A 14,951-nucleotide genomic window follows, 5' to 3' on the forward strand; every position below is an offset into this window, starting at 1 on the left:
TTGATGAGGGTGACTTTGAGGCCGCGCGATTCGAGGATCGCGGCCAGCGACGCCGACGCGATGCCCTTGCCGAGGGAAGACACCACACCGCCGGTGACGAAGACGTACTTGGTCATGTCATGCCGCATTCGGTATCGGCCTCGACCGGGCCACACGAATGCTCTGGTGGTAAAGCGCGATTATACGGGGGGGCCTGCGGTGCCCTCCCGAGGGCAAGCCCTGCTTGCCGCTGGCCGGCCCGGGCTTTCAGCGCGTGGTGCCGAAGGCCGCGGCGGCCTGGCTGAACGCATCGTCGCGCGCGCGGCGGTTGCCGGCCACCGACTGGCGCGACTTGCCGGGATCGTCGAAGTCGTGCGTCGCGCCTTCGTAGACGATGACCCTCGGATTGCCCGGGGTGCGCGCCGCGACGTCCTGGCAGATCTTCGGCGAGACCTCTTCGTCCTCGCTGGCCAGCAGCAGCAGCAGGGGCGCATCGAGTGTCAGCTTGCGGGCCAGCAGCGCCTGCGGGCCGCAGCCAGGGTAGAAGGCCAGCGCGGCGGCAATGCGCGGGCCGGCATGCCGGCCCGTGGCCTGGCGTTGCAGGGTGTTCAGCACCGTGCTGCCGCCGTTGGACCAACCCTGCAGCAGGATGCGCTGCGGGTCGACGTCGGGCCGCGCGGCCAGCCAGGCCAGGCCGCCCTCGGCATCGAGGGGGCGCACGGTCTTCTCGTTCACCGCCTCGCGCTCGGGGTCGTCGTGCGTGCCCCGGCCGAAGCCGTGGCCGCGGCCGCGCGGGCCGAAGCTGTCGACCAGCAGCGTGACGTAGCCGCGCTCGGACCAGAACGCGGCCCAGCTCATGTGCCGCTGCGTCAGGCTGCCGGCGCCGCATGGCGAAGCCGTGCCGCGCGCCACCATCGTGCAGCCGGCATTGACCCGGCTCGAGTAGGGCCCGGCGCGGCCGTGCAGCAGCACCACGGCCGGGTGTCTGGCGCCGCCGCCCGATGCGTGCGGCGGCACGAACAGGTAGCCCACCAGCTCGGTCTGCCCGTCGGCGGATGGCAGGTAGACCGTCTCCGGCGTGGCGGCCTGCGCGACGGCGCCGAGCCCGGCGGCGGCGGCCAGCCAGGCGAGCAGGGCAACAGCGCGGCACAGGACCATGCGGGCCAGTGTGCGTCAGGCCCGCGCGGCCTTCATGCCGCCAACCTGTCGTCGTGGCGGTCGAGCACTTCCTCGGGCTCCTCGGCTTCGGCCGGGGCCTGGTTCGATAGGGTGGCCTGCAGCCGGGCCTCGTCGAGCTCGCCGCACCACTTGGCCACCACCAGCGTGGCGACGCCGTTGCCCACCAGGTTGGTCAGCGCGCGCGCTTCGGACATGAAGCGGTCGATGCCGAGGATCAGCGCCAGCCCGGCCACCGGCACGTTGCCTACCGCCGACAAGGTGGCCGCCAGCACGATGAAGCCCGAGCCGGTGACGCCGGCCGCGCCCTTGCTGGTGAGCAGCAACACCGCCAGCAAGGTGAGCTGCTGCACCAGCGTCATCGGCGTGTCGGTGGCCTGGGCGATGAAGACAGCGGCCATCGTCAGGTAGATCGAGGTGCCGTCCAGGTTGAACGAGTAGCCTGTGGGCACCACCAGGCCGACGACGGACTTGCGCGCGCCGGCGTTCTCCAGCTTGGCCATGATGCGCGGCAGCACGCTCTCGCTGGAACTGGTGCCCAGCACGATCAGCAGCTCTTCCTTGATGTACTTGACGAAGCGCCAGACCGAGAAGCCATGCACCCGGGCGACGACGCCCAGCACGCCGAAAACGAAGATCAGGCAGGTGGCATAGAAAGTGGCCATCAGCTGGCCCAGCGACAGCAGCGAGCCCACGCCGTACTTGCCGATGGTGAAGGCCATCGCGCCGAAGGCACCGATGGGGGCGACCTTCATGATCATGCCGACGATGCGGAACAGCACGTGCGAGGTCTTCTCGACCAGGTCGAACACCAGCGTGCCGCGGCCGCCGAAGGCATGCAGCGCAAAGCCGAACAGCACCGAGAACAGCAGCACCTGCAGGATGTCGCCCTTGGCGAAGGCATCGATCACGCTGCTGGGAATGATGTTGAGCAGGAACTCGGTGGTGCCGGCCATCTTGCCGGGGCCGGTGTAGGCCGCGATGGCCTTGGTGTCCAGCGCCTTGGCATCCACATGCATGCCGCCGCCGGGGTTCACCACGTTGACGATCAGCAGGCCGATCACCAGCGCCAGCGAGCTGACGACCTCAAAGTACAGCAGCGCCAGACCGCCGGTCTTGCCGACCTTCTTCATGTCTTCCATGCCGGCGATGCCGACCACGACAGTGCAGAAGATGATCGGCGCGATGATCATCTTGATGAGCTTGATGAAGCCGTCGCCCAGCGGCTTCATCGCCTCGCCGGCGGCGGGCCAGAAGTGGCCGAGCAGCACGCCGATCACGATGGCGGTGATGACCTGGACGTAGAGCGACTGGTACAGCGGCTTGCGGCCGCCGGTTGCGGGGCTTGTCTCCATGATGCGATCTCCGTCGGTGCGGGACCGCCATCTTCTGCGGGAAAACCCGCGATGTCGCTACGTAGATGTCGCTACGTAGATGCCGCAGCGGGCGCCATCAGCGGGCGCCCATCGTGTGCAGCAGTTCGAGCACCAGCGCAGCGGTCTCGGCAGGCTTCTCCATCGGATACAGGTGGGTGCCCTCGATCCAGCGGAAGCGCTCGCCCGCCAGGGCGCGCGAGGTTTCGAGCCCGCCTTGCCGGATCTCGTTCGACCGCGTGCCGGCGATGAAGCCCAGCGGGCAGCGCAGCGGGTGGCTGCGCAGCAGGCGGCCCAGGTGGTGCGGCAGCGTGTTGTAGATGCGGGTTTCGACCTCGCGCTCGAAGGCCAGCACCGTCTTGCCGCCGTGGCGCACGGTGCCGCAGGCCAGGTAGTCGTTCAGCACGCCCGGCGCCCAGCGCGCGAAGATGGACTTGGCGCCGTAGTGCGCGGCGGCCGACTTGCGTGAGGGCCATTCATGCCGCCGCGTCTGCGAGATGCGGCCGGGCGACACGCGCGGCATCAGCCCGCTCAGCTTGAGCATCTGCACGCTGTGCGCGCGCCAGCCGGTGAACACCGGGCTGTCCAGCAGCACCAGGCCCAGCACCAGCTCGGGCCGCTTGCTGGCGGCCAGCAGGCTCAGCAGGCCGCCCAGCGAATGGCCCACCAGGTAGACCGGCCGGGTGTGCTGCGCCTCGACGAAGTCGATCAGCTGGTCGCGCAGGCGCGGCCAGTTGTTGGTGACGGGGTAGCGCGGGTCGTGGCCGAACTTCTCGATCGCCGCCACGCGCCAGCCCGCGGCCTGCCAGTGCTGGAACAGCTGGCGGTAGGTGCCGGCCGGGTAGCCGTTGGCGTGCGAGAAGACCAGGGTGGCGGGCATGCGGACAGGGGCGGGTCGGTGACAGCGGGGCACACAGTGTGCCTTGTGCGCCACAGCCCCGGGTTTGCACCGTGCCGGCCGAAGGGGCGGTTCGACCGTCGCGCCCGCTGGCGAAGGTCGCAACGGTGACGCGCTGCGACGGGACGTGACACGCGCCCGCCGGGCTGTCGCGCCGCGTCGCGCCGATGTCATGCGCCGCTTCAGACGCGTCCGCCGCCGCTGCCTAGATTGGCATTTCGCCCGGGCGCAGGGAGCGCTGGGCACCCACTTGTCGGACAGGAGAACTCTCATGACATCGAGCTCGAGCAGGATCGCGGTGGCCGCGCGCCTGAGCTGCCTGGGTCTGCTGGCAGCGGGCCATGGCCTGGCCATGGCGCAGGACGCCCCGCAGCGGGTTGAAATCACCGGCTCGTCGATCAAGCGCATCGACGGTGAATCGGCCCTGCCGGTGCAGATCATCGACCGCAAGACCATCGAGCGATCGGGCGCCGTGAACGTCGAGCAGCTGCTGCAGAGCATCACCGCGGTCGCCAGCTCGGGTGGCATCACCAGCTCGTCGGCCTCGGGCTCCACCACCGGTGGCATCTCGGCGATCTCGCTGCGCGGCCTGACCTCGCTGCGCACGCTGGTGCTGCTGAACGGCCGGCGCATCGCGCCTTACGGCATCGGCTTCACCGGCGACTCGGTCTCGGTGGACGTCAACAGCATTCCGCTGGCGGCGATCGAGCGTGTCGAGGTGCTGAAGGACGGCGCGTCGGCGGTGTACGGCTCCGACGCGATTGCCGGGGTCGTCAACTTCATCCTGCGCAGCGACTACCGTGGCGGCGAAGTGGCGCTGACCGCCGGCGACACCACCCAGGGCGGCGCCTCGCTGAAGCGCGGCGCATTGACCTGGGGCTTCGGCGACCTGGGCAAGGACCGCTTCAACGTGATGGTCACGGCGTCGCTGCAGAAGGAGGGCGGGCTGCGCGGCGCCGACCGCGAGTTCGCGAAGTCCGGCATCAATGTCGCGCAGGGCAACGACGTGACCTCGGGCAACACCTTCCCGGCCAACATCGTGCTGCTGGACGATTCGGGCCGCACGCTCAACCCGGCGGCGGGCATCTGTCCCGGGCCGTATTCGGTCGTCGATCCGCTGAACAACCCGGCCAACATCTGCCGCTACGACCCTTCGCCGCAGGTGACGCTGCTGCCCGAGAGCGAGCGCACCAGCCTGTTCGCCTCGGCCAAGTTCGCGCTGACGCAGGACATCGAGCTGTTCGCCGAAGCCTCGTACAACAAGAACAAGATCCGCACCATCATCCAGCCGGTGCCGATCTCGGACCAGTTCGCGCTGCCCGACAACCACCCGCTGTTCAACGTCGACCCGTACAACGGCTTCTCCACCATCCTGCTGCACCCGAGCGCGAAGTACTACCCGACGGCCTATGTGCGCAGCGTGGTCGGCCCGACCGCGGCGCTGCCCGACATCCTGGTGCGCTGGCGCGCCAATCTCAGCGGCGACCGCGACCTCACCGACATTTCCACCGCGCCGCGCGCGGTGCTGGGCGTCCGCGGCACGGCGGCGGGCTGGGACTTCGATGCCACCTTCCTGCACAGCCAGAGCAAGGTGACCGAGCAGGTCAATGGCGGCTACCCGGCGCTGACGAAGATCCTGCCGCTGCTCAACAGCGGCAACGTGAACTTCTGGGGCGAGAACACGCCGGACATCGTGCAGCAGATCCAGGCCGCCAACTTCGTCGGCGATGCGTTCAAGATCAACTCCAAGCTGCAGAGCCTGCAGGCCAAGGCCTCGCGCGAGCTCACGCAGTTGCCCGGCGGCCCGCTGGGCCTGGCCGTGGGCGCCGAGTTCCGCCGCGAGACCTACCTGTTCGACCCGAATCCGACGATCCAGACGGGCGACATCTCGGGCTACGGCGGCAACTTCCTGAAGACCGACCGTTCGCGCGACGTGAAGGCCGCGTTCGCCGAGGTGAGCGTGCCCATCACGAAGGAGCTGGAAGCCGGCGCCGCAGTGCGCTGGGACGACTACGAGAACGTCGGCAGCTCCACCACGCCCAAGCTCAGCCTGAAGTGGCGGCCGGTCAAGCAGGTGCTGCTGCGCGGCTCGGCCACCAAGGGCTTCCGCGCGCCGAGCCTGCAGGACCTGTACCTGCCGAACACGCTGACGGTGACGCCGCCCGGCCTCTCCGACCCCGACCGCTGCCCCACCACCGGCGGCGGCAACGATTGCCAGACGCAGTTCTCCACCACCATCGGCGGCAACCCGGCGCTCAAGCCCGAGCGCTCGCGCAGCGCCACGCTGGGCCTGGTGCTGGAGCCGAGCCCGAACAGCTCGGTCAGCATCGACTGGTTCAAGTACGACGTGAAGGACACCATCACCAACGGCGTGCCGGCGGCGGTGATCCTGGGCGACACGGCGAAGTACGGCTACCTGATCACGCGCGGCCCGCGCGATGCCGCGTTCCCGAACCTGCCCGGGCCGATCACCAGCATCTCGGGCACCAACATCAACCTCGGCGAGACCAAGGTGACGGGCGTCGACATCGATGGCCGCATCAGCTTCGGCCTGGGGGCGATGGGCAAGCTCAACCTCAGCGCCAACGGCACCTACTTCATCAAGTACGACACGCAGAACCCGGACGGCAGCTTCACCGGCAATGTCGATGCGGTGAATGCGGCCACCGGCGGCGTGATCCCGCGCTGGAAGCACGTGATCTCGGCCAACTGGGCGCGCGGCGACTGGGATGTCACCTTCACGCAGAACTACCAGAAGCACTACACCGACCTGCCCAGCACGGTGAGCGGCGATACGCCGACGGTGGGCTCGTACCAGACCTTCGACCTGCAGGTGGCCTACACCGGCGTGAAGAACATGCGGCTGATGCTGGGTGTGCGCAACCTGCTGGACAAGGACCCGCCCTACACCAATGGCGGTGGCCAGGTGTCGTTCCAGGCCGGCTACGACCCGCAGTACGCCGACCCGCGCGGGCGCTTCATCTACGCCGGCCTGCGCTATACCTTCAACTGAGCGGCCAAGGGCCGCCGCCGGTGCGGCGGCGGCTCGGCTCAGCTCAGCGACAGCGCCGCTTCGCGCCTGCGCTCCAGCAGCCGGTAGCCGCGGCCGCGCACGCACTGGATCTCGAAGGCGTCGACCCCGGCCTCGTCGAGCCGGCGGCGCAGGCGGTGCAGGTAGACGTCGATGCTGCGCGCAGTGAGCGTGCTGTCGGGCCCGGTGACGCGCGCCTCGAGCTCGGCACGCGGCACCACGCGGCCGGCCTGCGTGGCCAGGCAGCGCAGGATCGCGAACTGGCATTCGGTCAGCGCCACGCTCTGGCCGCTCCAGCGCAGTTCGCGCAGCATCGGGTCCAGCAGCCACTGGCCACGGCGCTTGGGGTCGCTGACGCTGTCGTCGTCCGCATCGACGCCCGGCCGCTGGCGCAGCAGGGCCACCAGGTGCGCGCGCAGCCGCCGCGGCGAGAAGGGCTGCGGCAGGTAGGCGGCCGCGCCGTGCTCGAGCGCGACGATCTCGTCGACCTCGCTCGGCTGCGCCGACACCACCAGCAGCGGGCAGCCCGCCAGCGGCTGCAGCCCGGCCAGTGCCAGCGCCAGGCTGGGCGCCAGCACGGCGGCATCGAGCACCAGCGCGTCGAACTGCAGGTTGGCGCAGGCCTGCAGCGCGGTGGCCACGCTGCTCGCCGCAGCGCAACGCAGCCCGGCCTGCGCCAGCGTGTCTGACAGGGCCGGCTCGGGTCGCACGCCGGCGCCGACGAACAGCACCAGCGAAGGCGTCTGGCCCGGCCACTCGGACCCGGTGGTCGGCGGGTTCGAAGCGGAGGGCTGGCGCGTGGCGGCGCCTCGCCACGGGTCCAGCACGGAGTTGTCGCGGATCATCGTGCGCGCATGATTTCAGCGCCGACGCGGGCCCCGCAAGGGCCAATCCGGCGCCGCTGCGACGGCCAATCCCGGTTCCGTCATTGAGCCCCCGGATTTCGCCGTTCGTCACATGGCGATGGCATTCGAGGGCCCGCTGACTAGAGTCCAAGGCCCATGGCAGAGCCGATGGCGATGAAGCAGGTGGCGAGCGTGTTCATCCAGTCCCTGCAGGGGGAACCGGGCATGTCGCTGGCGCAGCGCGTGCGGGTCTACCGCACCGTGCTGGAGGGCGTGCGCAGCGGCACCCTGCGGCCCGGCACGCGCCTGCCTTCGGCGCGCCGGCTGGCGGCCGATTGCGCGGTGTCGCGTGGCGCGGTCGACGAGGCCTTCGAGCAACTGCAGAGCGAAGGCCTGATCGAGCGCCGTGTCGGCGACGGCAGCTACGTGGCCAATCCGCTGCCGGCCGGCGCCGTGCCAGCCCAGGTCCCCGCTGCCGAGCGGCCGGCCAGTGCCTCCGCGCAGCGGGTGATCGAACGCTTCGCGCCGCACCTGGGGCAGTGGTCGCGGCTCGAAGTGGCGACCGAGCTGTTCGCGCTGCCCACGCTGCACCCGCGCAACGTGCCGACGCAGGACTTCCCGCTCGACACCTGGCGCCGGCTGATGAACCGGGCCTGGAGCGAGCCCTATCGCAGCCACCTGAACTACGGCCCTTCGGCCGGCCTGCCGCAGCTGCGCGAGGCGATCCGACGCCACCTGGCGCTGACGCGCGGCGTGCACTGCGAGGCCGGCCAGATCCTCATCGTCAACAGCCCGATGCAGGCAGTGGAACTGATCGCCCGCGTGCTGCTCGAGCCGGGCGACAAGGTCTGGCTCGAAGACCCCGGCCATGCCAGCCTGCCGGTGCTGTTCGAGGTGCTGAAGGCGCGCGCCATCGGCGTGCCGTTCGACGGGCAGGGCCTGGACGTCGCCCATGGCAGGCGCCTGGCGCAGGACGCGCGGCTGGTCTACCTGCATCCGCTGGGCCAGCACCCGCTGGGCATCCGCACCACGGCCGCGCGCGGCGCCGAGTTGCTGCGCTGGGCCACCGAGCAGGGCAGCTGGATCATCGAGGGCAACTACAACACCGAGATCGTCCACGAGGGCGTGCCGCCGCCGGCGCTGTACACGCAGGACCATGGCGAGCGTGTGCTGCTGGTGGGCACCTTCGAAGGCGTGCTGTTCCCTTCGCTGCGCCTGGCCTACGTGGTGGTGCCGCAGCAGCTGGTGACCACCTTCACCGCGATGCGCGGCCTGCTGGGCGAGCATGCGCACGTGGCCACGCAGCTGGCGCTGACGGCCTTCATCGAGGAAGGCCACATGAGCGCCCACCTGCGCGAGCTGCGCCAGCGCTGCCGCGCGCGGCGCGAGGCCCTGCTGGCGGCGGCCCGGGCCTGGCTGCCCGGCTGGGCCCGGCTGGGGCCGACGGCCGAGGGCATGCATGCGGCGATCCACCTGCCGGCCTTCGCACCGGACATCGAGGTGTTCCGCGCGCTGCGCAAGCTGGGCATCGGCGCGGTGCCACTGTCGTCGATCTGCTGGCACGAACGCAGCGTCAACGGCCTGGCACTCGGCTATGGCGGCACCGACGAAGCGACGATCACCGAGACCGTCGGCGTGATCGGCCAGGTGTTGCGGCGCTTCGAGCCCGGTGCGGCGATGTCCTGAGCCGCGTTTACTCCGGCACCGGCGAGAACAGGTAGCCGCAGTTGCGGATCGTGCGGATGCGCTGCGGCGCGCCCTGGCGGTCGCCGAGCTTGCCGCGCAGGCGGTAGACGCGGCTGTCGATCGAGCGGTCCGGGCCTTCGTCGCAGAAGCCGCGCAACTCACGCAACAGGACCTGGCGCGAGACCGGTTGGCCGGCCTGCAGGGCCAGGCGCCACAGCAGCTCGAACTCGCCCTCGGTCAGTTCCACCGGCAGCCCGTGGCGCAGCACGGCACGCTCGCGCCGCAGCAGCGCCAGGCGACCGAAGTGCAGCTCGTCGGGCACCGCGGGCGTCGCCTCGGCGGCCCGGGTGCGGCGCCACAACGCGCGCAGGCGGGCCGCGGCCACCGCGGCGCCGAGGCTGGCGTCGAACACGTCGTCGGCGCCCATCTCCAGCGCGAGCACGTGGTCCAGCTCACGCAGGCCGCGGCAGACCACGACGATCGGCAGTTCGGGCTGGCGCGCCGACAGCTCGCGCAGGCGGCCCAGCTGTTCCGTGACGCCGCGGGCCAGGTGCAGCACCAGTGCATCGGCGCGCATCGCGGCGGTGCCGGGCGCGCCAGGGCCCGCTGCGCCGGCCGGGACGGGTTGCAGCCAGGGCCAGTCGCTCAGCGCCAGGCCCTCTTCGGCCAGGGCGCGGCGCCACGGCAGCGCGGCGGCCGGATCGTCGCAGGCCAGCGCAATCGACCGGCTGCCGCGCGCCAACGGCTGCAGGGCCGCCGCCGGATGGAGCAGCATCTGAGGCATGGTGCAGGGTGTACCGCCGGACGGCCGGTGGCGACAAGGGCCAATTCTTCGTTCGCGTCAAGGCCAATCGGCACGCATCGACCCGCGCGGCGGCCTGTGATGCGCCGCACCCACGCCTACGGGATTAGTGCCATCGGGGGCGGCGGACAGACGGCTACACTTTTCACAGCCGGTGAGCCGCGCCAGCGCGACCGGAAACACGACATGACTTTGGCGGGGTGTGCATTGGCAGGGGATCGTCGCCTACGTGGGGTGCTTGCGTGCACGGTGCTGGCTGGCCTGCTGGGCTGGGCTGGTCCGGGCTGGGCGCAGGCCAGCGACTGCGCGGTGGCCACTGACCAGGCCATGGCCGCCGACCTGAAGGCCGCCACGGCCCGCTCCAACAAGCTCGACAACAAGGAACTGGTGCGCCTGTTCGACCTGGCCGTGGCCTGGTGGCAGCAGGCGGTGGAGGTGTGCGACGGCCGGCCCAAGGAACGTGCGCAGCGCAACCTGGGCGACAGCCAGCTCGCGCGCGATGCGGTGGTCGACCAGCAGACCGAGAACGTCGCCTGCACCGCGACCCAGAAGGACGCCGGCGCGCTGCAGCTGCTGGCCGAGCAGGCCGCGAGCGAGCAGCGCTGGCAGGACGCCGCGCTGCTGTTCCGCAAGGTGGAGTCCACCTGGGACCTGGCGGCCGAGCGCTGCACCGGCGCGCAGCAGCGCCTGGCGGTGCAGCGCCGCGAGCAGGCGGCGGGCGACGCACGCCGTGTGCAGGCCAACACGCCCGAGGGTGCGCGCGAACGGCCGCCGGTGGTGGGCGTCACGGTGCCCGCCACGTCCTCCCCGCCAAATGACGCGGCCACCGGGCCTGCCGCGCGGCCGGCCGCGCCGGCCCCGGCGGTGCCGGTGGCACGCCCGGCTGGCGCGACCACGGTGCTGTCCACCGCGGCACGCCTGGTCGACGTGCAGATGACCGGCGGCGCGCGGCTGGTCGGCCTGTTCAGCACCGACTTCGGCGCCACCACCTACAGCGGCCGCGGCAAGATCATCTGGGCCAACGGCGAGATCTACGATGGCGACGTGCTGCACAGCCAGCGCCACGGCCAGGGCGAGTTCACCTGGACCACCGGCCAGCGCTACAGCGGCGAATGGGTGCAGGACCGGCCCGAAGGCAATGGCTCGCTGCGCTTTGCCAATGGCAACCAGTACGACGGTCCGGTGGTCAACGGCGAGCCGCATGGCACCGGCAAGATGGTCTATGCCTCGGGCGACCTGTACAGCGGCCAGTTCAGCCATGGCGAGCCCGATGGCCAGGGCCTGTACATCTGGCTCAGTGGGCAGAAGTACGACGGCGCCTGGGTCAAGGGCAAGGCCAACGGCCGCGGCGTGCTGAGCTTTGCCAACGGCAACGTCTACGAAGGCGAGGTGCAGGACGGCCTGCCCAACGGCCTGGGGCTGCTGAAGTTCGCGTCCGGCGACACCTACCGCGGCCAGTTCGTGCGCGGCGTGCCCGACGGCCAGGGCGTGTACAGCTGGAAGAACGGCGATCAGTACAACGGCGGCTGGCGTGCGGGGCTCAAGCAGGGCCAGGGCACGATGCAGTGGCGCAACGGCGACCGCTGGGAAGGCCTGTTCCAGGCCGATGCGCAGACCGCCCAGGGCACGCTGATCCGCAAGAACCCCTGATCAGACGATGCGCTCGCCCGGGTGCGTGATCTTGCGCATCGGCTCGTAGCGCGGGCTGCCGTCCATCAGCGGGTGTGCGGTGTGGCCGCCGTCCCAGCGCGGGTCCTCGATGCCCTCGAACACCTCGCGCAGGCGCTGGCCCCAGGTGTCGTGGATCATCGCGAAGTACGGGTTGTCGTTGTCGATGCAGACGAACTCGCGGCTTTCCAGCGTGCCTTCGCGGTAGACCAGCAGGTCCAGTGGCAGGCCCACCGAGAGGTTGGACTTCAGCGTCGAATCCATCGACACCAGCGCGCACTTGGCGGCCTCGTCCAGCGGCGTGGCGGGCGTCAGCACGCGGTCGAGGATGGGCTTGCCGTACTTGCTCTCGCCGATCTGGAAGAAGCAGGTCTCGCGCGTCGCCTCGATGAAGTTGCCGGCCGAGTAGACCAGGAACATGCGCATGGCCTCGCCCTTGATCTGGCCGCCGAAGATCATCGAGGCATTGAAGTCGACGCCGGCGGCCTTCAGCGACGGCCCGTCCTGCTCGTAGACGCGGCGCACCGCGGCGCCGAGCACGCGGGTGGCGTCGAACATGCTATCGGCGTTCCAGATCGTCAGCGGCGGCAGGTCGGGGCCGCGGTCGAGCTTCTCGACCTGCAGGATCTCGCGCACCGACTGGCTGATGCTCAGGTTGCCGGCCGAGAGCATCACCATGAAGCGCTCGCCGGGCTTCTCGTAGATCATCATCTTGCGGTAGGTGCTGATCTGGTCCATGCCGGCGTTGGTGCGCGAATCGGACAGGAACACCAGCCCGGCGTTGAGGCGGATGCCGATGCAATAGGTCATGGTGCAGGGCCTTTCTGCGGCTGCAGGGATTTGAGTCGGTACAGCGCGTCGAGCGCCTCGCGCGGCGTCAGCGCATCGGGGTCGATGCGGGCCAGCGCGGCCTCGATGGCCGAAGGCTCGGGTTCCGAGGCGGCGGGCGGCGCGGCGAACAGGTCCACCTGCGCCTGGCCGGCGCGCTGCTGGGCTTCCAGCGCCTCGAGCGCGGCACGCGCCTGGCGCAGCAGCGGCGCGGGCATGCCGGCCAGCCGCGCCACCTGCACGCCATAGCTGCGGCTGGCGGGGCCCGCCTCGATGGCGTGCAGGAACACGATGTCGTGGCCGCTCTCGACCGCCGAGACGTGCACGTTGATCGCGCGCTCGTGCCGCGCCGGGAACTCGGTGAGCTCGAAGTAGTGCGTCGCGAAGAGCGTGAACGCGCGGTTGCGGTCGTGCAGGTGGCTGGCGATGGCGCCGGCCAGCGCCAGGCCGTCGAAGGTGCTGGTGCCGCGGCCGATCTCGTCCATCAGCACCAGGCTGTGCTCGGTGGCGCCGTGCACGATGGCGGCGGCCTCGGTCATCTCGAGCATGAAGGTCGATTGCGCATTGGCCAGGTCGTCGGCCGCGCCGATACGGGTGTGGATGGCGTCGATCGGCCCGAGCCGGCAGGCCCTGGCCGGCACGAACGAGCCCATCGAGGCCAGCAGCACGATCAGTGCCACCTGGCGCATGTAGGTGCTCTTGCCGCCCATGTTCGGGCCGGTGATCACCAGCATGCGGGTGCGGGCGTCGAGCCGGCAGTCGTTGGCGATGAAATCCGGCCCGCCCGTCTCGGCCAGCCGCGCCTGCACCACCGGATGGCGGCCCTGCTCGATCTCGATGCAGGGCTGCGGCACGAACTCGGGCCGGCACCAGTCCAGCGTGGCAGCGCGCTCGGCCAGCGCGGCCAGCGCATCCAGCGCGGCCAGCGAGCGGGCCAGCGCACCCAGCACCGGCAGCTGCGCCTGCAGCTGGTCGATCAGTTGCTCGTACAGCCACTTCTCGCGCGCCAGCGCCCGTTCCTGCGCCGACAGCGCCTTGTCTTCGAAAGCCTTCAGCTCGGGCGTGATGAAGCGCTCGGCATTCTTCAGCGTCTGGCGGCGCTGGTAGTCGGTCGGCACGCGGTCCAGCCCCGAGCTGGTGACCTCGATGTAGAAGCCGTGCACGCGGTTGTACTGCACGCGCAGGTTGCCGATGCCGGTGCGCGCGCGCTCGCGGGTTTCCAGGTCGATCAGGAAGGCATCGCAGTTCTGGCTGATGCCGCGCAGCTCGTCGAGCTCGGCATCGAAGCCGGGCGCGATGACGCCGCCATCTCGCAGCAGCACCGCCGGCTCCTCGGCGATGCTGCGGGCCAGCAGCGCGGCGAGCTCCGGCGGCGGCGACAGCGCGGCGTGCAGGCTCTGCAGCAGCGGGCTGGCCGCGGGGGCCACCGCACGCAGCGCCGGCAGCGCGAGCAAGGTCGCGCGCAGGCCCGACAGCTCGCGCGGGCGCACCTGGCGCAGCGCCAGCCGTGCGGTGATGCGCTCGACATCGCTGATGCCGCGCAGGGCTTCGCGCAGCGGCTCGCAGCCTCGGTCCAGCAGCGCGGCGATGGCTTCGTGGCGCTGGGAGGCGCTGCTCCTATCGCGCAAAGGGTGCGTCAGCCAGTGGCGCAGCGCGCGGCTGCCCATGCCGGTCTTGCAGCTGTCCAGCAGCGACAGCAGGGTGGGGGCGTCTTCGCCGCGCAGCGTCTGCACCAGTTCGAGGTTGCGGTGGGTGGCCGGCGGCAGCTCGATCAGCTCGTTGGCGCGCGCGGCCTCCAGCGTCTGCACATGCGCCAGCGACTGGCCCTGGGTGTGCTCGGCAAAGCTCAGCAGCGCGGCCGCGGCGGCCTGGGCCACGGCCAGGTCCTGCGCATTGAAGCCCTGCAACGAGGCCACCTTCAGCAGCGCGCACAGCTTGCGCTGGCCCAGCGCGCTGTCGAACTGCCAGGCCGGGCGCGCGGTGCGGGCGGCGCGGTGCTGCGCGATGGCCGGCGGCAGTGCGTCCACCAGCTCCTGGCTGACCAGCAGCTCGGCCGGGTCCAGCCGTGCCAGCCAGCCGGCCAGTTCCTTCTCGCCGCATTCGGTGACGCCGAGCTGGCCGCTGGCCAGGCCCAGCCAGGCCAGGCCCCAGGTGGCGCGCTGCTTGCTGACGGCCAGCAGCAGCGTGTCGACGCGCTCGTTCAGCAGCTCGGTGTCGGTCACGGTGCCGGGGGTCACCACCCGCACCACCTTGCGCTCGACCGGGCCCTTGGCGGTGGCCACGTCGCCCACCTGCTCGGCAATGGCCACGGCCTCGCCCAGCTTGATCAGGCGCGCGAGGTAGCTTTCGACCGAATGCACCGGCACGCCGGCCATCACCACCGGCTCGCCGGCGCTCTGGCCGCGGCTGGTCAGCGTGATGTCGAGCAGGCGGTTGCCCTTGCGCGCGTCGTCGAAGAACAGCTCGTAGAAATCGCCCATCCGGTAGAACACCAGCGTGTCCGGATACTCGGCCTTGATGCGAAGGTACTGCTGCATCATCGGCGTGTGTGCCGAGAGGTCGGCACCGGCGCTGGCGGCTGTTGCGAGGGACGGGTGGCTGGACAAGATGGCTCTGCAGGACGGGGTCGGCGCCGGGACGCTGCCGCGCCCGGGCCGGCATTGTG

Annotated in this window: 11 protein-coding genes; 3 read left to right on the forward strand and 8 right to left on the reverse strand. The window is 70.7% G+C overall.

What is annotated here, in order from left to right:
* The 4 genes from ACILR4_RS09515 to ACILR4_RS09530 all read right to left on the reverse strand — a co-directional run.
* Positions 1 to 116 (reverse strand): hypothetical protein (locus ACILR4_RS09515; protein WP_395700695.1); only part of this gene is annotated, 116 nt, incomplete at its 3' end.
* Between the two features lie 130 nt (positions 117 to 246).
* Positions 247 to 1,137, reverse strand: a complete 891-nt coding sequence (locus ACILR4_RS09520; RefSeq protein WP_395700611.1) for a dienelactone hydrolase family protein — start codon at positions 1,135 to 1,137, stop codon at positions 247 to 249.
* A gap of 32 nt (positions 1,138 to 1,169) precedes the next feature.
* A complete protein-coding gene (locus tag ACILR4_RS09525; RefSeq protein WP_395700612.1) occupies positions 1,170 to 2,510 on the reverse strand; it encodes a dicarboxylate/amino acid:cation symporter in 1,341 nt (446 codons plus the stop codon).
* A 97-nt stretch (positions 2,511 to 2,607) separates the two neighbouring features.
* Positions 2,608 to 3,408 carry an alpha/beta fold hydrolase gene (locus ACILR4_RS09530; RefSeq protein ID WP_395700613.1) on the reverse strand — a complete coding sequence of 267 codons (801 nt, stop codon included), beginning with the start codon at positions 3,406 to 3,408 and terminating at the stop codon, positions 2,608 to 2,610.
* Between the two features lie 289 nt (positions 3,409 to 3,697).
* On the opposite strand from ACILR4_RS09530, the gene ACILR4_RS09535 reads away from it, so the two are divergent.
* Positions 3,698 to 6,439, forward strand: a complete 2,742-nt coding sequence (locus ACILR4_RS09535) for a TonB-dependent receptor (RefSeq protein WP_395700614.1) — start codon at positions 3,698 to 3,700, stop codon at positions 6,437 to 6,439.
* Between the two features lie 38 nt (positions 6,440 to 6,477).
* On the opposite strand, the gene ACILR4_RS09540 is transcribed toward ACILR4_RS09535, so the two are convergent.
* Positions 6,478 to 7,302: a response regulator transcription factor gene (locus tag ACILR4_RS09540; protein ID WP_395700615.1), complete on the reverse strand. Its 825-nt coding sequence runs from the start codon at positions 7,300 to 7,302 to the stop codon at positions 6,478 to 6,480.
* A 156-nt stretch (positions 7,303 to 7,458) separates the two neighbouring features.
* Between ACILR4_RS09540 and ACILR4_RS09545 the strand changes: the two genes are divergently transcribed.
* Positions 7,459 to 8,988 carry a PLP-dependent aminotransferase family protein gene (locus tag ACILR4_RS09545; protein WP_395700616.1) on the forward strand — a complete coding sequence of 510 codons (1,530 nt, stop codon included), beginning with the start codon at positions 7,459 to 7,461 and terminating at the stop codon, positions 8,986 to 8,988.
* 7 nt (positions 8,989 to 8,995) lie between these two features.
* Here the strand turns inward: ACILR4_RS09545 and ACILR4_RS09550 are convergent, their stop codons facing one another.
* A complete protein-coding gene (locus ACILR4_RS09550) occupies positions 8,996 to 9,772 on the reverse strand; it encodes a winged helix-turn-helix domain-containing protein (protein ID WP_395700617.1) in 777 nt (258 codons plus the stop codon).
* A 267-nt stretch (positions 9,773 to 10,039) separates the two neighbouring features.
* On the opposite strand from ACILR4_RS09550, the gene ACILR4_RS09555 reads away from it, so the two are divergent.
* Positions 10,040 to 11,440: a hypothetical protein gene (locus ACILR4_RS09555; RefSeq protein ID WP_395700618.1), complete on the forward strand. Its 1,401-nt coding sequence runs from the start codon at positions 10,040 to 10,042 to the stop codon at positions 11,438 to 11,440.
* Here the strand turns inward: ACILR4_RS09555 and ACILR4_RS09560 are convergent, their stop codons facing one another.
* Both ACILR4_RS09560 and mutS read right to left on the reverse strand, forming a co-directional pair.
* Entirely contained in the window at positions 11,441 to 12,268 is an 828-nt protein-coding gene (locus tag ACILR4_RS09560) for a peptidase (protein ID WP_395700619.1), read from the reverse strand.
* Positions 12,265 to 14,826, reverse strand: a complete 2,562-nt coding sequence (gene mutS, locus ACILR4_RS09565; protein WP_395700696.1) for a DNA mismatch repair protein MutS — start codon at positions 14,824 to 14,826, stop codon at positions 12,265 to 12,267. Before mutS ends, ACILR4_RS09560 begins: the two co-directional genes overlap by 4 nt.
* Positions 14,827 to 14,951 lie beyond the last annotated feature (125 nt).

It is taken from the genome of Aquabacterium sp., assembly GCF_044226965.1.
GTDB lineage: Bacteria > Pseudomonadota > Gammaproteobacteria > Burkholderiales > Burkholderiaceae_C > Pseudaquabacterium.

What these genes read in the sequence shown, in the direction of transcription:
- ACILR4_RS09520 (WP_395700611.1), bottom strand. Translation starts at nt 1,137, where the DNA reads ATGGTCCTGTGCCGCGCTGTTGCCCTGCTCGCCTGGCTGGCCGCCGCC.
- ACILR4_RS09525 (WP_395700612.1), bottom strand. Translation starts at nt 2,510, where the DNA reads ATGGAGACAAGCCCCGCAACCGGCGGCCGCAAGCCGCTGTACCAGTCG.
- ACILR4_RS09530 (WP_395700613.1), bottom strand. Translation starts at nt 3,408, where the DNA reads ATGCCCGCCACCCTGGTCTTCTCGCACGCCAACGGCTACCCGGCCGGC.
- ACILR4_RS09535 (WP_395700614.1), top strand. Translation starts at nt 3,698, where the DNA reads ATGACATCGAGCTCGAGCAGGATCGCGGTGGCCGCGCGCCTGAGCTGC.
- ACILR4_RS09540 (WP_395700615.1), bottom strand. Translation starts at nt 7,302, where the DNA reads ATGATCCGCGACAACTCCGTGCTGGACCCGTGGCGAGGCGCCGCCACG.
- ACILR4_RS09545 (WP_395700616.1), top strand. Translation starts at nt 7,459, where the DNA reads ATGGCAGAGCCGATGGCGATGAAGCAGGTGGCGAGCGTGTTCATCCAG.
- ACILR4_RS09550 (WP_395700617.1), bottom strand. Translation starts at nt 9,772, where the DNA reads ATGCCTCAGATGCTGCTCCATCCGGCGGCGGCCCTGCAGCCGTTGGCG.
- ACILR4_RS09560 (WP_395700619.1), bottom strand. Translation starts at nt 12,268, where the DNA reads ATGACCTATTGCATCGGCATCCGCCTCAACGCCGGGCTGGTGTTCCTG.
- mutS (WP_395700696.1), bottom strand. Translation starts at nt 14,826, where the DNA reads ATGATGCAGCAGTACCTTCGCATCAAGGCCGAGTATCCGGACACGCTG.